The organism is Xanthomonas campestris pv. badrii, from assembly GCF_012848175.1.
Classification (GTDB): Bacteria; Pseudomonadota; Gammaproteobacteria; order Xanthomonadales; family Xanthomonadaceae; genus Xanthomonas; species Xanthomonas campestris_C.
In genome coordinates this window covers 2273532-2290730 of the sequence record NZ_CP051651.1, presented here as the reverse complement: position 1 = coordinate 2290730, position 17199 = coordinate 2273532, and the positions used below count along the sequence as shown (strand labels likewise).

The following is a 17199-nucleotide window of genomic DNA, read 5'->3' as shown; positions in this document are numbered from 1 at the left end:
AGGTGACGCCATGACGCCCTGGCCGCAACGATGGCCTGGTGCGCGCGAGGACGTGGCCGCCACCGGCGCTAGAGCGCAGCGCGCTCAACCGGATGCAGGCGGATCACAGGCCGTGTTGCGCCAGCGCCCAGCCCACGTGTTCGCGCACCAGTTCGGACTCGTCGTGCCGGCGTGCTTCCAGCGACGCCAGTACCTCCGGCGTGCCCGGTGCATTGCCCAGGCCTACGGCGATATTGCGCAGCCAGCGTTCGTGTCCACTGCGGCGGAGCGGGCTGCCTTCGGTGCGCTGCAGGAACTCGGCCTGGTTCCAGGCGAACAGCTGTGGCAGCGTGGCCACATCCAGGTCGTTGCGGGCGCGGAAGTCGGCTTCGTCGGTACGCTTGGCGAACTTGTTCCAGGGGCAGATCAGCTGGCAGTCGTCGCAACCGAAGATGCGGTTGCCGATCGGCTTGCGCATGTCTTCGGGAATGGCACCATCGTGTTCGATGGTGAGATAGGCGATGCAGCGGCGCGCATCCAGGCGGTATGGGGCGATGATGGCCTGGGTGGGGCAGATGTCGATGCAGCGCGTGCAGGTACCGCAATGCGCGGTGGCCGGGGTGTCGATCGGCAGTGGCAGGTCCAGGTAGATCTCGCCCAGGAAGAACCACGAGCCGCCGTTGCGATCGATCAGGCAGGTGTGCTTGCCGATCCAGCCCAGCCCGGCGTTGCGCGCCAGCGCACGTTCCAGCACCGGCGCGGAATCGACGAATACGCGGTACCCGAAGCTGCCGATCTCGCCCTGGATGCGCTCGGCCAGCTTCTGCAGCCGGTTGCGCATCAGCTTGTGGTAATCGCGACCCAACGCATAACGCGCCACGTAGGCACGGGTGCCGTCATGCAAGGTGTTCCAGGCGTCGGTGTCGTCCTTGCGGCCGTAATCCATGCCCACCGACAACACCCGCAAGGTGCCCGGCACCAGCTCCTGCGGGCGCGAGCGCTTGTCGCCGTGCTGGGCCATCCAGTGCATGGTGCCGTACAGGCCTTCTGCCAGCCAGTTGCGCAGATGCGCTTCGTCTTCGCCCAGTTCGATACCGGTGATGCCGCAGCGTTGAAAGCCCGCTTCGCGCGCAAGCACGCGGATGCGCGCGGCAGCATCGGCAGGGTCGGGGCGGGCGAGGACGGCGGACATGGCGACAAGTATAGAATTCCCGGCATGTACGCACCGCTTGCTCTTTACGATACCTCTGCCGCGCGCACGCTCGATGCGCGGGCCACCACGCTGCTCGGTGGCGATGGCTACACGCTGATGCAACGCGCCGGCCAGGCCGCCTGGCAGTGGCTGCTGGAACGCTGGCCGCAGGCGCGCCGCATCGTGGTGGTCTGCGGCACCGGCAACAATGGTGGCGATGGCTATGTGCTGGCGCGGCTGGCGCAGCGGGCCGGGCGCCAGGTGCGGGTGGTGCATCTGCCCGGACACGGGCCTGGCTCGGTCCTGGCACAGCGCGCCTGCACCGACTATCTGGCGGTGGGCGGCGCCATCGAACTGTTTCCGTATCCACTGGCGCAGGCCGACGTGATCGTCGATGCGCTGTTCGGAATCGGCCTGAATCGGGCACCGGAGACGCCGACCAGCGAGTTGATCGAGGCCATCAATGCGGCCGGTCGCCCGGTCCTGGCGCTGGATGTGCCCAGCGGCATCGATGCCGATCACGGCGTGGCCTTCGGAGCCGCCGTGCGTGCGGAGGCCACCCTGCAATTCATCGTGCCGCACGTCGGCCTGCATACCGGCGATGCGCTGGAGTATTGCGGCGAGAACGGCATCGCATCGCTGGACGTGCCGCCCTCCGCATTCGACGGGCTGGCGCCTGCCGCGCATGGCTGGCAGAGCGATGCACTGGCGGCGCAGTTGCGCCCACGTCGGCGCAACACCCACAAGGGCGAGTCCGGGCGGGTGCTGTGCATTGGCGGAAATCTCGGCAGTGGTGGCGCCATCATGTTGACCGCCGAGGCGGCGCTGCGTAGCGGTGCCGGGCTGGTGCAGGTGGCCACGCGGGCCGAGCATGTCGCGCCGCTGCTGGCGCGCTGCCCCGAGGCGATGGCACGCGCGGTGCAGGCTGGCGACGAGATCGCCGCCCTCGCCGAGACCGCCGATGCGATCGCGCTGGGGCCGGGGCTGGGCCAGGACGGCTGGGCGCAGGCGTTGTGGCAGGCCGCGCTGGCGACCGACACGGCGCTGGTCATCGATGCCGATGCGCTGAACCTGCTGGCCGGCAATCCGCTGCCTGCGCGTGGCCCGCGCGTGCTCACCCCGCATCCTGGCGAAGCCGGGCGCCTGCTCGGGGTGTCGACCCGGGACATCCAGCACGACCGCCTGGCTGCGGCCGCCGCGCTGGCGCAGCGCTACGAGGCGGTGGTGGTGCTCAAGGGCGCCGGCAGCGTGGTGGCTGCGCCACACGCAGTGCCGCGCATCATCGACGCCGGCAATCCCGGCATGGCGGTCGGCGGCATGGGCGATCTGCTGACCGGGGTGATTACCGCCTTGCTGGGGCAGGGGTGGTCGCCCTTCGATGCCGCCAGCCTGGGCGCCTTGCTGCATGGCTGCGCCGGCGATGCGGCCGCCTGCGAGGGCGAGCGCGGGCTGCTGCCGACCGACCTGCTGCCGCCGCTGCGCCGCCTTGCCAATTCCGGAACCCGTCCATGACCCAGCTCGACGCCCATCTGATCGACGCCGACGCCACCGAAACCCTGGGCCGCGCACTGGCGGCGGTGCGGCCCGCCACTGCGGTGGTACAGCTGCATGGCGACCTGGGCGCCGGCAAATCCACCCTGGCGCGCGCCCTGCTGCGCGCACTCGGCGTCACCGGCCCGATCCGCAGCCCTACCTACACCCTGATCGAGCGTTATCCGCTGGCGACCGGCGACGAGGCCTGGCATCTGGATCTGTACCGCATCGGCAACGCGGGCGAACTGGATTTTCTCGGCCTGGACGAGGGCAGCGCCAGCCTGTGGTTGATCGAATGGCCCGAGCGCGGTGCAGGCGCGTTGCCACCGGTGGATCTTGATGTGGAGCTGGCGGTAGACGGCGACGGACGTCGGGTGCGCCTGCTCGGTCGCAGCGCAACCGGGCGCGACTGGCTGCAGGCGCTGGCCGATCAGGTCGAGTTGCAGCCTCTTTTTGCCGGCGAGCAGGAAGAATGAACGCCAGGTTACGGATTATTAAGGGAAATCACCTTGCAATTCACATGCGTGGATGATTGAATCCAGCGCCATGACACCGGGGATCCGCCACGCCTGTCTTTCCGTCCTGACCGCCAGCCTCAGCCTGGCGGTTTTTGCTGCCTGGGCCGGCGAGATCAAGGGCGTTGGCGTGACCACCGGCGCCACCGGCACGCGGGCCGAGATCCAGCTGGCCGGTAGCGGTGGCTTCAAGACCTTGTCGCTGGCCAACCCGAACCGCCTGGTGGTGGACTTCCCGGATTCGGCGGCGGCGCGTGGCCTCAAACTGCCGGCCGCCACTGGCCTGGTGACGTCGGTGCGCACGGGTCAGCCGGTGCCGGGCACGTTCCGCGTGGTGTTCGAACTTGCGAGCCCGGTCACCGCGTTGAAGCCGCAGATGCAGACCCTGGGCAGCGCGTCGACGCTGGTGATCGAGTGGCCGGGCGATCCGACCCCGGCAGCCGCAACTGCGGTTGCTGCGAGCGCGCTGCCGCCACCACGCCCGCTCAATGCACAGGAAGAAGCTGCACGCGCCACCGCAGCACTGGCGGCGTCGGCGCAACGCGCGGTCTCCGCTCCGCCGCCAGCGCCCACACCTGTTCCACCGCCAGCTGCTGCTCCTACTCCGGTCGCCGTTGCCGTTCCTGCATCGGCCATGCCCACCGTCACACCGGCTGCGGTGCCCACCACGGTTGCCACCGGTGTGCCGACGCCGCGTCCAGGCACCGCTGCTGCGGTGGCATCTGCCGCTGGCCCTGCGCGTGCCGCAGGCACCGGCGGTCAAACGGGCGGCGCGACCGCTGCCGCCATTCTCAATGGTGCAAGCGCGCCGACGGGAGCTGCAGCCGCGGGCATGTCTACGCCGGGCGCCTCCGTTGCCAGTGCGGATGACGATGCGCCCCCGCGTCCGGTCCTGCCCAGCGAAGCGTCGCGGGTCAAGATGGCGCCTGGCATGCGGCCGTTGATCGTGGCCATCGATCCCGGTCACGGCGGCCAGGATCCGGGCGCAATGGGCCCCACCGGCAAGCGCGAAAAGGACGTCACCCTGGCCGTGGGCCGTGAGCTGGCGCGCCAGATCAACGCCACGCCCGGCATGAAGGCGTATCTGACGCGCGATACCGACGTGTTCATTCCCTTGCCGATGCGCGCGCAGAAAGCACGCGCCGCCAAGGCAGACATCTTCATCTCGATCCATGCCGACGCGGCGGAAAACCGTAGCGCCACCGGCTCGTCGGTGTATGTGCTTTCGACCAAGGGTGCCTCTTCGCAACGCGCGCGCTGGCTGGCCGACAAGGAAAATGCCGCCGATCTGGTCGGTGGCGTGCGCCTACAGCAGACCGAAAGCACCCTGGCCAACGTGTTGCTGGATCTTGCGCAAAGCGGCCATATGAAAGCGTCCGAAGACGCGGCCGGCCATGTGCTGGGCGGCCTCAAGCGCATCGGCAATAACCACAAGCCGCAGCTGGAGCGCGCCAACTTCGCGGTGCTGCGTACCTCGGACATGCCGGCCATGCTGGTGGAAACGGCCTTCATCTCCAATCCGGACGAAGAGCGTCGCCTGATCGATCCGGCTTACCAGCGCAAGATCGCCGCCGCCGTGCTGGATGGCATCGATACCTTCTTCACCCGCCAGCCGCCGCCGGGCACTTTGTTTGCGGCACGCGCGCAGGCCGAGGCCGATGCCGCCGCGGGTACCGTGGCCGGCGGCAGCCGCTGACAGGCTCGGCTATCATTCGGCACTGATTCCCGAGATGCCGGGGCCTGTGCGCCGCCGGGTCGCCGTGCCGAGGTCTGTCTTGTCCGTGTCACCCCCGATGTTCTGCCTGCCGCGCGTCCTGCGCCCGAGTGCGCGCTGATGGCGATCCGTCAGCTGCCCGAGATCCTGATCAACCAGATCGCTGCCGGCGAGGTCGTCGAGCGGCCTGCCTCGGTGGTCAAGGAACTGGTCGAAAACGCGCTCGATGCCGGCGCCACCCGCGTGGACATCGATCTGGAAGAGGGTGGCGTACGGCTGATCCGCATCCGCGACAATGGTGGCGGCATCACCCCGGACGAACTGCCGCTGGCGGTGTCGCGGCATGCCACCAGCAAGATCGCCTCGCTGGACGATCTGGAAACCGTCGCCACGCTGGGATTTCGCGGCGAAGCGCTGCCGTCGATCGCCTCGGTCAGCCGTTTCACCCTGATCTCGCGCCGTCACGATGCCGACCATGGCTCGGCGCTGCAGATCGAAGGCGGGCGACTGGGCGAGGTGACACCGCATGCGCACGCGCCCGGCACCACGGTGGAAGTGCGCGAGCTGTTCTTCAACGTGCCGGCGCGACGCAAGTTCCTGCGCGCCGAACGCACCGAGCTTGGACATATCGAAGAATGGCTGCGCTCGTTGGCGCTGGCGCGGCCGGACGTGGAGTTGCGCGTGGCGCACAACGGCAAGCCTTCGCGTCGTTACAAACCGGGCGATCTGTATTCGGATGCGCGCCTGGGCGAAACGCTGGGCGAGGATTTCGCCCGCCAGGCCTTGCGGGTGGATCACAGCGGCGCCGGCCTGCGCCTGCATGGCTGGGTGGCGCAGCCGCATTACTCGCGTGCCAGCACCGACCAGCAATATCTCTACGTCAACGGCCGCTCGGTGCGCGACCGTAGCGTGGCGCATGCGGTCAAAATGGCCTATGGCGATGTGCTGTTTCATGGGCGCCAGCCGGCCTACGTCTTGTTCCTGGAACTGGATCCGGCGCGGGTGGACGTCAATGTGCATCCGGCCAAGCACGAGGTGCGCTTCCGCGAGGCGCGGCTGATCCACGATTTCGTCTATCGCACCCTGCAGGACGCGCTGGCACAGACCCGCGCCGGTGCCATGCCCGGCAGCATCGGCAGCGATGCGGCGGGTGAGGCCCTGGCTGCGCCGGGTGCGCCTGGTAACTACGGTGGTGGCGGCACCAGTGATGGACCCGCTGCGGGCAGTGGCGGTGGCTCGGCAGGCTATGCCAACTGGCGTCCGTCGCAGACGCCGCTCGGCCTGCGCGTGGATGAGGCGCGCGCAGCCTATGGTGCGCTGTACGCACCGCCCGGCAGCGCCGCGCAGGCGTCGAGCGAGGTGCCGGTGGTCTCCGGCACCGGTCTGCCACCCACCGCTGCAGACAGTGGTGTGCCGCCGCTCGGCTACGCCGTGGCGCAGCTGCACGGCATCTACATCCTGGCCGAGAACGCCGAAGGCCTGATCGTGGTGGACATGCACGCCGCGCACGAACGCATCGGCTACGAACGCCTGAAGAACGCCCACGACAGCATCGGCCTGCATGCGCAGCCGCTGCTGGTACCGATGACGCTGGCAGTGGGCGAGCGCGAGGCCGATACCGCCGAGCGCGAAGCCGACACCCTGGCCAGCCTGGGCTTCGACATCACCCGTGCCGGCCCGCAATCGCTGCATGTGCGCAGCATCCCCGCGTTGCTGGCCAATGCCGAGCCGGAGGCCTTGCTGCGCGACGTGCTGGGCGATCTGCGCGAGCATGGCCAGAGCCGCCGCATCGCCAGTGCCCGCGACGAGCTGCTGTCGACCATGGCCTGCCACGGCGCAGTGCGCGCGAATCGCCGCCTCACCGTGCCGGAAATGAATGCCTTGTTGCGCGACATGGAGGCCACCGAGCGCTCGGGCCAATGCAACCATGGCCGTCCCACCTGGGCTCGGTTTACGCTGGGCGAAATCGATCGTTGGTTTCTCAGGGGGCGGTAATGGCAGTGCACAGGGGGAGGGGCTGGTGGGTGGTCATGCTGGCGGTGGCAACGCTGGCCGGTTGCGGCCGCGATGCACCGCCAGCGGCTGCGCCGGTGGTGCTGGACAAGGCCTTTCTGGCCGACACCGCAGCCTGGCGCGAAAGCCGCCTGGAAGAATTGCGTGCACCCGATGGCTGGACCAGCCTGGTCGGCCTGCACTGGCTGACGCTGAAGGCGCATTACATCGGCCGCAGTGCCGATAGCGGCATCAGGCTCGCGGTCGGGCCGCCGAAGATGGGCATGGTGTCGACCGAGGGCACGACGGTGTGGTTCGTGCCCGAGCGCGGCGCCGCGCTCACCGTCGATGGCAAGCCGCTGACCGGCAGGATCCGCTTCCAGTCCGATCGCGATCCGCAGCCCACCCTGATCCGGTTCGACGACGGCAAGGGCGTGCTCAGCCTGATCCATCGCGGCGACCGCTACGCGCTGCGGGTCAAACATGCCGATGCACCATCGCGCACCGCATTCACCGGATTGGAGCATTGGCCGGTGGATCCGTCCTGGCGCATCAGCGCGCGTTACGTGCCCAACGATGTCGGCAAGACCTTGGCGATCGTTGACATCGTCGGCATCACCAGCGAGCAGGCCAATGCCGGGGCGATCGAGTTCGAACGCGACGGCAAGCGCTATCGCCTGGAGACGATCGGCGAGCCGGGTCGCCCGGGTTTCGTGGTGTTCGCCGATCGCACCAGCGGGCACGGCAGCTATCCGGCCGGGCGCTTCCTGGACCTGGAGGTGCCTGACGCCTCCGGGCACGTGGTGGTGGATTTCAATCGCGCCTACAACCCGCCGTGCGCGTTCACGCCATTTGCCACCTGCCCATTGCCGCCACCGGAAAACCGCATCGACCTGGCGGTCACGGCGGGCGAGAAGACCTACAAGGTGCCGCACTGACGTGGCGAAGGGGACGCGGTGACAGGAGGTTCGATGACGATGCGTGGACGTGCGCGGTTCGCTGGCTGGTGGGGCGGGGCACTGCTGGTGCTGGCGCTATGGAGCGGGGTGGCTGCTTCGGGCTGGGCGCGCGGTACTGCCGCTGCGCCTGCCGCCCCGCCGGTACCATTGCTGTGGAAGGTCGACGGCAAGGGCGGCACGCTCTACCTGCTGGGCTCGTTCCATGTGCTCAAGCCCAGCGACTACCCGCTGTCGCCGGACGTGATGCAGGCATTCGCCAAGGCCGACCGTCTGCTGTTCGAGCTGCCGCCGGCCGATGCGCAATCGCCGGAGCTGGCCGGGCGCATGCTGCAGGTGGCACGGCGCACCGACGGGCGCACGTTGCAGGACACGCTGGATGCCAGGACCTAGCAGGCACTGGCTGCCTATGCGCGCAAGCACGGCATGTCGCTCGAGGCGTTGCAGCCGCTCAAGCCGTGGTTCGTGGCGCTGTCGATCAGCCTGGCCGAGATGGCGCGCCAGGGCATGGACCCGAACGCGGGCCTGGACCATTACCTGATGCAGCAGGCGCAGTCCCGTGGCAAGCCGGCCGATGGGCTGGAACGCGCCGAGGAACAACTTACCCTGCTCGACGGCATGACTCCCACCGAGCAGCACCAGCTGCTGGAAGAAGCGCTGGACGAAGCCGATACCACCGACCAGCTGCGCCTGCTGCATGCGGCCTGGCGCAACGGCGACGTGCAGACGCTGACCACGCAGATGGCCGAGGACATGCGCAGGCAGTATCCGGCGCTGTATCAGGACATCAACGTCGAGCGCAACGCGCGTTGGGTGCCGCGGTTGGAGAAGCAACTGGGCAAGGGCAGCGGAACCACGCTGGTGGTGGTCGGTGCCTTGCACCTGCTGGGCAATGATGGCGTGGTGGAGCGCTTGCGCGCCCGCGGCTACCACGTGGAGCGGATCTGCTCGGCCTGCGCTGCGCAGGCCGGCCGCTGACGGTTTGCGCGTAGAGCCGTCCGGCTCACGCGCACCCATCGCTCACCCGCGGTTGCGCGCCTTGCCGGTGTGGTTGCCCGAGGCGCCATGCGTGCCGGTGCCCATCGGGCCACTGCCCATGCTGCCTGCGCCAGGCGGGCTCGGCGGCGTGCCAGGGCCGCCCGGACGGCCGAAACCGGCGCCAAAGTTGCGCTGGAATTCCTGCCACAGCTCCAGGTTGCGCTCGGTCAGCTGGTTCATCATCGCCCACGGGGTCTGCCCGAGCAGGTTGCCCATCTGTTGGCGGAACTGCTGCTGCTGGTCCAGGAACACCTGCATGCTGCGCTCCAGGTAATTGCCCATGAAACCCTGCAGCGAATCCCCGTAGAAGCGGATGATCTGGCTGAGCAGCTGGGTGGAGAGCATGGGTTCGCCGTCCTGTTCCTGGTCGGCGATGATCTGCAGCAGGACCGCGCGGCTCAAATCTTCGCCACTCTTGGCGTCGCGGACTTCGAACTCCTCGCCATCGATGATCAGCTGGCGTACGTCTTCGATCGTGATGTAACTGGAAATCTCGGTGTCGTAGAGACGGCGATTGGGATACTTCTTGATGATGCGAAGTCCGGCCATGGAACGTTCACTCACACTGATAGTGCGCGCAGGATGGCGCAGCGCAGCAGCGGTTGCAACAGCCAAACCGCCTTATTTGCTTAAGCGGACACATTAAAAATGTTGCGCAGCATGGTTTTTAGGTCAAATCCATGCTGCACCGCAAAGTTGCAGCAAACGTTACCAGCCCATGTGGTGGCCGCCGTTGATGTCCAGATTGGAGCCGGTGATCCAGGCAGCCTCTTCCGCCACCAGAAACGCCACCGCGTAGGCGATCTCTTCCGGGCGGCCCAGCCGGCCGGTGGGGATATCGGCCACGATCTTGGCGCGCACTTCCTCCGGCACTGCCATGACCATGTCGGTGGCCACGTAACCGGGCGAGACCGTGTTGACGGTGACCCCGAAGGCGGCGTTCTCGCGCGCCAGCGAAATGGTGAAGCCGTGCATGCCGGCCTTGGCCGCGGCGTAATTGGCCTGGCCGTACTGGCCCTTGAGTCCGTTGATGGAGCTGATCTGGATCACCCGGCCCCAGCCGCGCTTGCGCATGCCCTCGATGACCGGGCGGGTGACGTTGAACACCGAATTGAGGTTGGTGTTGATGACGTCGTGCCACTGTTCGGCGGTCATGCGGTGGAAGGTGGTGTCGCGGGTGATGCCGGCGTTGTTGACCAGGACCTCGATCGGCCCCAGCGCCGCTTCGACGTCTTCCACCAGGGCGCGCGCATGCTCGGACGCGGCCACATCGCCACGGAACAAGGCCACGTCGTAGCCCTGCGCCTGCATGCGTTGTTGCCAGTCGCGGGCCTTTTCCTCGTTGCGGAAATTGCTGGCGACCCGATGGCCCTGATCGGCCAGGCGCTTGCAGATGGCGGTGCCGATACCGCCGGTGCCGCCGGTGACCAATGCGACGCGAGATGTCATGACGACTCCAATGAGCAGGAAGACTGGAGGCGATCAGGGCCGTGGCGCAGGCGCCGCGCCCGGATGCCGGTGCTGGGCCGCAATTCTAGTCACGCGGCGGGGGCGATGCGCGCATGGACATCTCGAGCGTGGGCGTTGCCGGCAGCAACTCCGGCGAAAAATGCTGCATGGCCTGGCGCAGCAGCGTGTCCACGCCACCGTGCCGCGCCAGTACAGCAGGCGGCTGGCCCAGCGCCTGCCAGGCGGCGCGCAGGGCCGGCACCGGGTCGGCATCGTCCAGCGCGGGGGCGGCATGCGACTTGGACAGCTTGCGGCCCCCGGCGTCCAGGATCAGCGGCAGGTGCAGATAGCGCGGCTGCGGCAGGCCCAGGGCGCGCTGCAGCACCAACTGGCGCGGGGTGGAATCGAGCAGGTCGGCGCCGCGCACCACATCGGTGACCGCCTGCGCCGCGTCGTCCACGACCACGGCAAGCTGGTAGGCCCAGTAGCCGTCTGCCCGGCGCAGCACCACATCCCCCACCTCCGCATGGACGTCCTGCACCACATGCCCCTGCAACGCGTCGTCGAAGCCGACCGGCGGCTGCAGCGGCACCCGAAGGCGTACTGCGCGGCGTGCGCCCAGCGGGGCGACACAGGCGTGGTGGATGCCGCCCATGCCGGCCAGATCGCTGCGGCTGCAGCTGCATTCGAACGCCAGCCCGGCGTCAAGCAGGGTGGTGAGCGCGGTGATGTAATGCACGTCGCGATCGGATTGCCGGATCACCGGCAGGTCCGACACCAGGCCAAAGGCAGCCAGGGTGCGCAGCTGGCGCTCCGATGCACCGGCTTGGGCGCGTGGTGGATCGATGTCTTCGATGCGCACGCACCACTGCCCACCGGCATGGCGGGCGAGCAGCCAGCTGCCGAAGGCGGCCAGCAGCGAGCCGAAGTGCAGCGGGCCGGTCGGAGAGGGCGCGAAGCGGCCGCGGTAGGAAGGTGAGGGCATGGACGGCTGAATCGTCGGTCAGGTGCGCGCTTGATTTCAAGCGGTGATGTCCGCAGATCCACGGCAGTCCATCCCATCCGAGTGGAGCCCGCGCGTCATGTTCAACCGCATTTTCCTGTTCCTTGCGACCAACCTGGCGGTGTTGCTGCTCGCCAGCGTCGTGATGTCGGTGTTGGGCGTCAATTCCGCGCAGATGAGCGGCCTGCTGGTGATGGGCGCCATCTTCGGTTTTGGTGGGTCCTTGATTTCGCTGTTGCTGTCCAAGTTCATGGCCAAGCGCAGCACCGGCGCCCAGGTGATCACCGAGCCGCGCACACCGACCGAGCGCTGGCTGGTCGGGACGGTCCAGCGCCAGGCCCAGGCCGCCGGCATCGGCATGCCGGAAGTGGCGATCTACGACGCACCGGAGATCAATGCCTTCGCCACCGGGGCCAATCGCAACAACGCGCTGGTCGCCGTCTCGACCGGCCTGCTGCAGAACATGAGCCAGGACGAAGCCGAGGCCGTGCTCGGCCACGAGATCGCCCACGTGGCCAATGGCGACATGGTGACCATGGCCCTGCTGCAGGGCGTGCTGAACACCTTCGTGATCGTGCTGGCGCGCGTGGTTGGCGGCGTGATCGACAGCACCTTGTCGGGCAACCGTGAGGGTGGGCGGGGTTTCGCTTACTACATCATCGTGTTCGCGCTGGAGATGGTGCTGGGGATGTTCGCCACCATGATCGCGATGTGGTTCTCGCGTCGTCGCGAGTTCCGCGCCGATGCCGGTGGCGCACAGCTGGCCGGCCGCGGCAAGATGATTTCCGCCCTGGAACGGCTGTCGCTCAATCACGGGCAGAGCAGCTTGCCCTCGCAGGTGCAGGCCTTCGGTATCTCCGGCGCGGTCGGCGACGGATTGCGTCGCCTGTTCCTGAGCCACCCGCCGTTGACCGAGCGCATTGCGGCGCTGCGTGCGACCAATGGCACAGCACTGTAAGCGGCTTCCGAGATCGCCGCTCCGTGTGATGCGCAAGGCGTCGCCGCAGTCGGTATCGATCGTCGGTGCAACGGCCACATGAGCGCGCCCACCCGCGCTCGACGCAACCGTCGCCCGCTGCATCGTCTGGTAGCGCCCATCGACAGCGTATCGGCTCGAAGGAAACAAGAAACCCGCGCGTTGCGGGTTTTTTGTTGTCCCGCGTTACCGGCGTTCGGTTGCCTCAGCCGAACTCATAGTTCATCAACGGCCCGGTGGGCGCAACGAAATCGCCTTGCACATAGTCCACGCCTGCACTGAAGAAGCTGCTCATCGACTGCGCATCGGCAACGAATTCGGCCACGGTCAGGATGCCGGCCGGCTGCGCGCGCGAGGTGATTTCGCGGATCTTCTCCTGGCTTTCGCGGGCCGAGGCGACGTCGCCGGTGATGCCGCGGTCCAGCTTGAGGAAGGCCGGCTGGAAGTGTGCGAGCAGCTGGAACGAGTCCAGCCCCGAGCCGAATTGTTCCAGCCCGACCTTGCAGCCCATCGCCGATACCGCCGCCAGAAACTGCTGGGCATTGCGCAGATGCGTGAACACCTTCGATTCCGGGGTCTGCAACCACAGCCGTTCGCCCGGCACGCCGTATACCGCCAACTGCTCGCGGATGGTATCGATCATCTGCGGGTCGGAGAACGAGTTGGGCCCGATGCGCACCAGCAGGTGCGTCTTGTGGCCTGCACGCTGCCGCTCGCCGAGCTGGCGGATCGCGCGCGCCACTACCCAGCGGTCGATCTCGGTGATCAGGTCGTGTTCTTCTGCGATCGCCATGAAGGCGTTGGGCGACATCATCTCGCCGTTGCGCTCCAGCCGCAGGAAAGCCTGGTACAGCTCCAGCGGCTCGCCCTGCAGGTTGAGCACCGGTTGGTAGTGCAGCACGAAGCCGTCGCCCACCAGCGCTTGGCGCAGGTGCTCGACCCAGCGTGCGATGCGTTCTTCCTCGGCTCGGTCCGAGGCGGCCGGATCGTAGATGCTGACCGCGTTGCCGCCCAGCTCGGCGGTGGTGCGCACCGCCTCGGTACCGCGATTGAGCACCTGGCCGATGCTGGCGATCTTTTCGCCGATCTGTACCCCGCCGATGCTCACGGTCACCGTGGCCGAGCGCGCGCCGACGCTGAAGACATGTTGCGCAAACGCATCGCGCACGGCTTCGGCCGTGGCATGGGTGCGCGCGTAGTTGCCGTGCATCAACAGCGCGAAACTGTGCTCGCCGAAGCGCGCGGCCACCACGCTCTCATCCACCACGCCGGCCACATGTGCGGCCATCGCAGCGATCAGGGCATCGGCAGAATCCAGTCCAATCTCGGGGAGGATGCGCGCGTAGTGGTCGGGCTCGATCAGCAGGAAGCCGGACTGGCCCTCGCTGCGGCCGGCCTGTGCCACCGCCTGTTCCAGCGCCACCATGAAGGTGGGGCGGTTGAGCAGGCCGGTGACCTGATCGCGCTGGCGCAGGTCTTCGACCTCGCGCGCCAGTTCCGGGTCGAATTCCTCGCGGCGGCGGAACACCACCTGGATGCAGGGCTCGCCTTCGTAGGTGGCGGTGGCAAATTCCATCGTGGCGGGGAAGGTGTCGCCTTCCAGCCGACGTGCGTCGACCTTGTACTGCGCCGGCGGCGGCTCGCCCTTGGCCATCGCCTTCAGCAGCTGCTTGAAATCGTCGACGTATTGCGCGGCGATCATGTCCAGCAGCGAGACGCCTTCGACATCGTCGAACGACTCGAAGCCGAACATGTCCAGATACGCCTCATTGGCGCGGATATGCATGCCTTCGTGCACGTAGGCGATGGGGTCGCGCGAGGACGCGATCAAGGCATCGCAGCGGCGCTCGGTCTCGCGCATCTGCGCTTCGATGCGGCGCAGGCCACGGCGTGCCTGCAGGTCGGCCCACTCCGAGCGCACCAGCGCCAGCAGATGCTCGGGACGATGACGCAAGGCGATGGCACGCACGCCATGGGAAGCCGCCTCGACAATGGCGTTCTCTTCGATCCGCTCGGCCAGCAGGATGACCGGAATGTCCTTGCCGCTGCCTGCGATCTGCGCCTGCAGCGCGCTCATCGGCACCTGCTGGGCCTGGCCCTGGATGGCCAGATCGATCTGACCCGAGAGCATGCTGGCCAGCTCCTCCTGGGTCTGCGGCCGCGATGGACGCACCGCAATGCCGCCGTTACGCAGCGCGGTGACGATGGTCTCGGCACTCTCCACGCTGTCGTCGACGATCATCAGGCGGAGGGTGAGATCTTTGCCTTTTTGCATGCGCGGCTCCCTAGAGACGGGCTTTAATACACGGATTTGACACGTCCATGTGTGTGGATCATGCCGCATCCAGTGTGAGACGTGGCGCAAGGATTAGGCTGCCGGCGACCGCGCCGAGCAGGGTGATCGGCATGCGATGCGTGGGCGATTGTCGTGTCTGTCGTCGTCCCAGGCGCACCGATGTCGTGCTCGGTCGCCGATGCGGCGTGCCTCCTCGTGGCGCTTACGCCACGCTTCCGGCGGCATGCCCGGATGCCCACGCCCACTGGAAGTTGTACCCGCCCAGCCAGCCGGTGACGTCCAGCACCTCGCCGACGAAGTACAGGCCGGCGGTCAGCCGCGACTCCATGGTGGCACTGGAGACCTGGTGGGTATCGACGCCGCCCAGGGTCACTTCCGCGGTGCGGTAGCCCTCGGTTCCGCTGGCGATCAGTGGAAACGCCCCGAGCAGATCGGCCGCGCCCTGCAGCTGCGGCGGGTCCAGCTGCCGCACCGGCTTGTCAGGCAGCCAGACCTCGCACAGCCGCTGCGCGAAGCGCCGCGGCAGTACATCGCCCAGCACGTTGCGCAGCTCGGTGGCGCCACGTTGCTGCTTCTGCTTGCGCAGCCAGGCCGCTGCATCGTGGCCGGGCAGCAGGTCCAGGTGCAGGTCCTCGCCCGGTTGCCAATAAGAAGAGATCTGCAGGATCGCCGGCCCGCTGACGCCGCGATGGGTCAGCAGCATGAAATTGCGGAAACTGACGCCGTTGCAGTGTGCTTCCACCGGCAAGGCCAGCCCGGACAGGTCCTGCAGGCGCTCCTGGTGCTTGCCGCTCAAGGTGAGCGGTACCAGTCCGGCGCGTGTCGGCAGCAGCGTGTGACCGAACTGTTGGGCCAGCGCATAGCCCAAGCCGCTGGCGCCCATGCTGGGAATCGACAGCCCGCCGGTGGCGACGATCAGCGATTGCGCGTGCACGCGGCCGGTGCTGGTCTGCACGCTGAATCCGTCGCTGTCGCGCTGCACCGAGTGCACCTCGCACTGGGTACGGATCTGCACCCCGGCCGCCGCGCACTCGTCCAGCAGCAGGCGCACGATCTGCTTGGACGAGCTGTCGCAGAACAGCTGGCCCAGCTCCTTCTCGTGGTACGCAATGCCATGGCGTTCGACCAGCTCCACGAAATCGCCGGGGCTGTAGCGTGCCAGGGCGGATTTGCAGAAATGGCGGTTGGCGGAGATGAAGTTGCCCGGCGTGGTGCCGGTATTGGTGAAGTTGCAGCGCCCGCCACCGGACATCAGGATCTTCTTGCCGACCTTGTTGGCATGGTCGATCACCAGTACCTGGCGGCCGCGGCGGCCGGCGGTGAAGGCGCTCATCAGGCCGGCGGCCCCGGCGCCGATGACCAGCACGTCGCACCGCATGTTCATTCGGCCGGCGCTTGCCGCACCATCGGGGTCAGGGTGACGCTGCCGTGGTCGGCCAGCATCTGCACTTCGCCGTCCTGGATGATCACGTCAAAGCGCATGCCGCGCTGGATCAACGCGCCCAGCGCCTCGGTGGCCTGCGATTCGAGCTCGATCACGCGCAGGTTGCGGTGCCTGCCCATGGCGTTGGCATGCTTTTTCCACCAGGTTTCGGTGGCCTGGCCGCCGTAGCCGATGACCACCACCTCGCGCGAGCGATTGCAGGCCTTGCGCACGCGGCTTTCGTCGGGCTGGCCGAGGTCGATCCACAGGTCGGGGTCGCCGGTGTAGTCGCGCCGCCACAGGTCCGGCTCGTCGTCGTTGCTGAGGCCGCGGCCGAATTCCAGCCGGTCGTCGGCGAACAGCGCGAACGCCAGCAACCGCACCATCAGCCGTTCATCGGTTTCGGAAGGGTGCTGGGCCAGGGTCAGCGAATGGTTGGCGTAATAGCCGCGATCCATGTCGCTGATCTGCAGTTCCGCCCTGCGGACGGTGGCGGTGAGGGCCATCAGGAAACCAGGTGCAAAGGGCGGCCATGATACGCCCGCGGGCTGGCGCGCGGACGCTGGCGTTGGGCTGGCTGCCGTGCCAGCCAGCGGTGCAGCTGCGCGGCAAAGGCCTGGCGGTCGCGTGCATGCAGCGCCGCTGGCCCGCCCGTGGGTCACCACCAGGCTGCCTGGCTGGATGCGGTCTGCAATGGCGTCGTCGGCCGCATCGGGTCCACCGGAACCTGCAGGGCCCGCCACATGCGCCAGGGGTGGGGGGCGCACGTGGTGATTGGCCAGCAGGGTCACCGTGATGCCGGTGCGCTGGGCGGTGCGGAAAGGGATGGCGCGGATGACCGCAGGGCAGGCGTCGGCATCCACCCCGATCTGCGCCAGGCTCGCCAGGTTCGGCGTATTCACCCATTAAATCGGGAGGGAAAGGCCTGACAGGCGGTCGGAACACGCCCGACAGCAAAACTTTTGTCTGAAGGTGTCGCTTTTTACATAAAACACGAGTAATGTGCACCCACTGTGTTTGCAAGGGTCACCGTGAATCGTGGCCTGGTGTAGCTAGATCTCATTCGATCCCGCTCCATCGTTCCGCTTTACCAACGCCTGCAACTCAGTCTCAGCACCGGTTTTTCGGTTGCT

General features: G+C 67.6%; 13 protein-coding genes and 2 pseudogenes. 7 read left to right on the top strand and 8 right to left on the bottom strand.

The genetic code is table 11. The annotated features are described in order from the left end of the window. Window positions 1-103: 103 nt before the first annotated feature. Window positions 104-1171 carry a tRNA epoxyqueuosine(34) reductase QueG gene (queG, locus tag HG421_RS09710; protein ID WP_169706215.1) on the bottom strand — a complete coding sequence of 356 codons (1068 nt, stop codon included), beginning with the start codon at window positions 1169-1171 and terminating at the stop codon, window positions 104-106. 24 nt (window positions 1172-1195) lie between these two features. On the opposite strand from queG, the gene HG421_RS09705 reads away from it, so the two are divergent. From HG421_RS09705 to HG421_RS09680, 6 genes and pseudogenes are all read left to right on the top strand, one after another. Further along, window positions 1196-2683 (top strand): NAD(P)H-hydrate dehydratase, encoded by a 1488-nt coding sequence (locus tag HG421_RS09705; protein WP_169706214.1) that lies wholly within the window; start codon window positions 1196-1198, stop codon window positions 2681-2683. Continuing rightward, on the top strand, window positions 2680-3180 hold the full coding sequence (gene tsaE, locus HG421_RS09700) for a tRNA (adenosine(37)-N6)-threonylcarbamoyltransferase complex ATPase subunit type 1 TsaE (RefSeq protein ID WP_169706213.1): 501 nt from the start codon (window positions 2680-2682) through the stop codon (window positions 3178-3180). The genes HG421_RS09705 and tsaE overlap by 4 nt, the downstream gene beginning before the upstream one ends. A 70-nt stretch (window positions 3181-3250) precedes the next feature. After that, entirely contained in the window at window positions 3251-4915 is a 1665-nt protein-coding gene (locus HG421_RS09695) for an N-acetylmuramoyl-L-alanine amidase (RefSeq protein ID WP_211161801.1), read from the top strand. A gap of 138 nt (window positions 4916-5053) precedes the next feature. After that, window positions 5054-6928: a DNA mismatch repair endonuclease MutL gene (mutL, locus tag HG421_RS09690; protein ID WP_169706211.1), complete on the top strand. Its 1875-nt coding sequence runs from the start codon at window positions 5054-5056 to the stop codon at window positions 6926-6928. Beyond that, a complete protein-coding gene (locus tag HG421_RS09685; RefSeq protein ID WP_169706210.1) occupies window positions 6928-7863 on the top strand; it encodes a DUF1684 domain-containing protein in 936 nt (311 codons plus the stop codon). The genes mutL and HG421_RS09685 overlap by 1 nt, the downstream gene beginning before the upstream one ends. A 33-nt stretch (window positions 7864-7896) precedes the next feature. Beyond that, window positions 7897-8859: pseudogene (locus HG421_RS09680) on the top strand (TraB/GumN family protein). 42 nt (window positions 8860-8901) lie between these two features. Here HG421_RS09680 and phaR read toward each other — a convergent pair. From phaR to gluQRS, 3 genes are all read right to left on the bottom strand, one after another. Next, window positions 8902-9468, bottom strand: coding sequence for a polyhydroxyalkanoate synthesis repressor PhaR (gene phaR / locus HG421_RS09675; protein ID WP_169708147.1), 567 nt, complete (start codon window positions 9466-9468; stop codon window positions 8902-8904). 159 nt (window positions 9469-9627) lie between these two features. Then, the gene (locus HG421_RS09670; RefSeq protein ID WP_169706209.1) at window positions 9628-10368 is read right to left on the bottom strand and encodes a beta-ketoacyl-ACP reductase; all 741 of its coding nucleotides are present in this window, start codon (window positions 10366-10368) and stop codon (window positions 9628-9630) included. A gap of 85 nt (window positions 10369-10453) precedes the next feature. Next, entirely contained in the window at window positions 10454-11353 is a 900-nt protein-coding gene (gene gluQRS, locus HG421_RS09665) for a tRNA glutamyl-Q(34) synthetase GluQRS (RefSeq protein ID WP_169706208.1), read from the bottom strand. A gap of 97 nt (window positions 11354-11450) precedes the next feature. On the opposite strand from gluQRS, the gene htpX reads away from it, so the two are divergent. Then, window positions 11451-12329, top strand: coding sequence for a protease HtpX (gene htpX / locus HG421_RS09660; protein ID WP_169706207.1), 879 nt, complete (start codon window positions 11451-11453; stop codon window positions 12327-12329). A 223-nt stretch (window positions 12330-12552) separates the two neighbouring features. Here htpX and HG421_RS09655 read toward each other — a convergent pair whose 3' ends face one another. The 4 genes and pseudogenes from HG421_RS09655 to HG421_RS09640 form a co-directional block, all read right to left on the bottom strand. Continuing rightward, entirely contained in the window at window positions 12553-14622 is a 2070-nt protein-coding gene (locus HG421_RS09655) for an EAL domain-containing response regulator (RefSeq protein ID WP_169706206.1), read from the bottom strand. Window positions 14623-14845: 223 nt separating this feature from the next. Beyond that, on the bottom strand, window positions 14846-16027 hold the full coding sequence (locus tag HG421_RS09650; RefSeq protein WP_169706205.1) for an NAD(P)/FAD-dependent oxidoreductase: 1182 nt from the start codon (window positions 16025-16027) through the stop codon (window positions 14846-14848). Continuing rightward, window positions 16024-16572, bottom strand: coding sequence for a YaeQ family protein (locus tag HG421_RS09645; protein ID WP_064510651.1), 549 nt, complete (start codon window positions 16570-16572; stop codon window positions 16024-16026). Before HG421_RS09645 ends, HG421_RS09650 begins: the two co-directional genes overlap by 4 nt. Beyond that, window positions 16572-16968: pseudogene (locus HG421_RS09640) on the bottom strand (DUF188 domain-containing protein). Before HG421_RS09640 ends, HG421_RS09645 begins: the two are co-directional and overlap by 1 nt. Between the last annotated feature and the right edge of the window lie 231 nt (window positions 16969-17199).

Coding starts and splice junctions, on each gene's coding strand:
- queG (WP_169706215.1), bottom strand. CDS start 1,171: ATGTCCGCCGTCCTCGCCCGCCCCGACCCTGCCGATGCTGCCGCGCGC.
- HG421_RS09705 (WP_169706214.1), top strand. CDS start 1,196: ATGTACGCACCGCTTGCTCTTTACGATACCTCTGCCGCGCGCACGCTC.
- tsaE (WP_169706213.1), top strand. CDS start 2,680: ATGACCCAGCTCGACGCCCATCTGATCGACGCCGACGCCACCGAAACC.
- HG421_RS09695 (WP_211161801.1), top strand. CDS start 3,251: ATGACACCGGGGATCCGCCACGCCTGTCTTTCCGTCCTGACCGCCAGC.
- mutL (WP_169706211.1), top strand. CDS start 5,054: ATGGCGATCCGTCAGCTGCCCGAGATCCTGATCAACCAGATCGCTGCC.
- HG421_RS09685 (WP_169706210.1), top strand. CDS start 6,928: ATGGCAGTGCACAGGGGGAGGGGCTGGTGGGTGGTCATGCTGGCGGTG.
- phaR (WP_169708147.1), bottom strand. CDS start 9,468: ATGGCCGGACTTCGCATCATCAAGAAGTATCCCAATCGCCGTCTCTAC.
- HG421_RS09670 (WP_169706209.1), bottom strand. CDS start 10,368: ATGACATCTCGCGTCGCATTGGTCACCGGCGGCACCGGCGGTATCGGC.
- gluQRS (WP_169706208.1), bottom strand. CDS start 11,353: ATGCCCTCACCTTCCTACCGCGGCCGCTTCGCGCCCTCTCCGACCGGC.
- htpX (WP_169706207.1), top strand. CDS start 11,451: ATGTTCAACCGCATTTTCCTGTTCCTTGCGACCAACCTGGCGGTGTTG.
- HG421_RS09655 (WP_169706206.1), bottom strand. CDS start 14,622: ATGCAAAAAGGCAAAGATCTCACCCTCCGCCTGATGATCGTCGACGAC.
- HG421_RS09650 (WP_169706205.1), bottom strand. CDS start 16,027: ATGAACATGCGGTGCGACGTGCTGGTCATCGGCGCCGGGGCCGCCGGC.
- HG421_RS09645 (WP_064510651.1), bottom strand. CDS start 16,572: ATGGCCCTCACCGCCACCGTCCGCAGGGCGGAACTGCAGATCAGCGAC.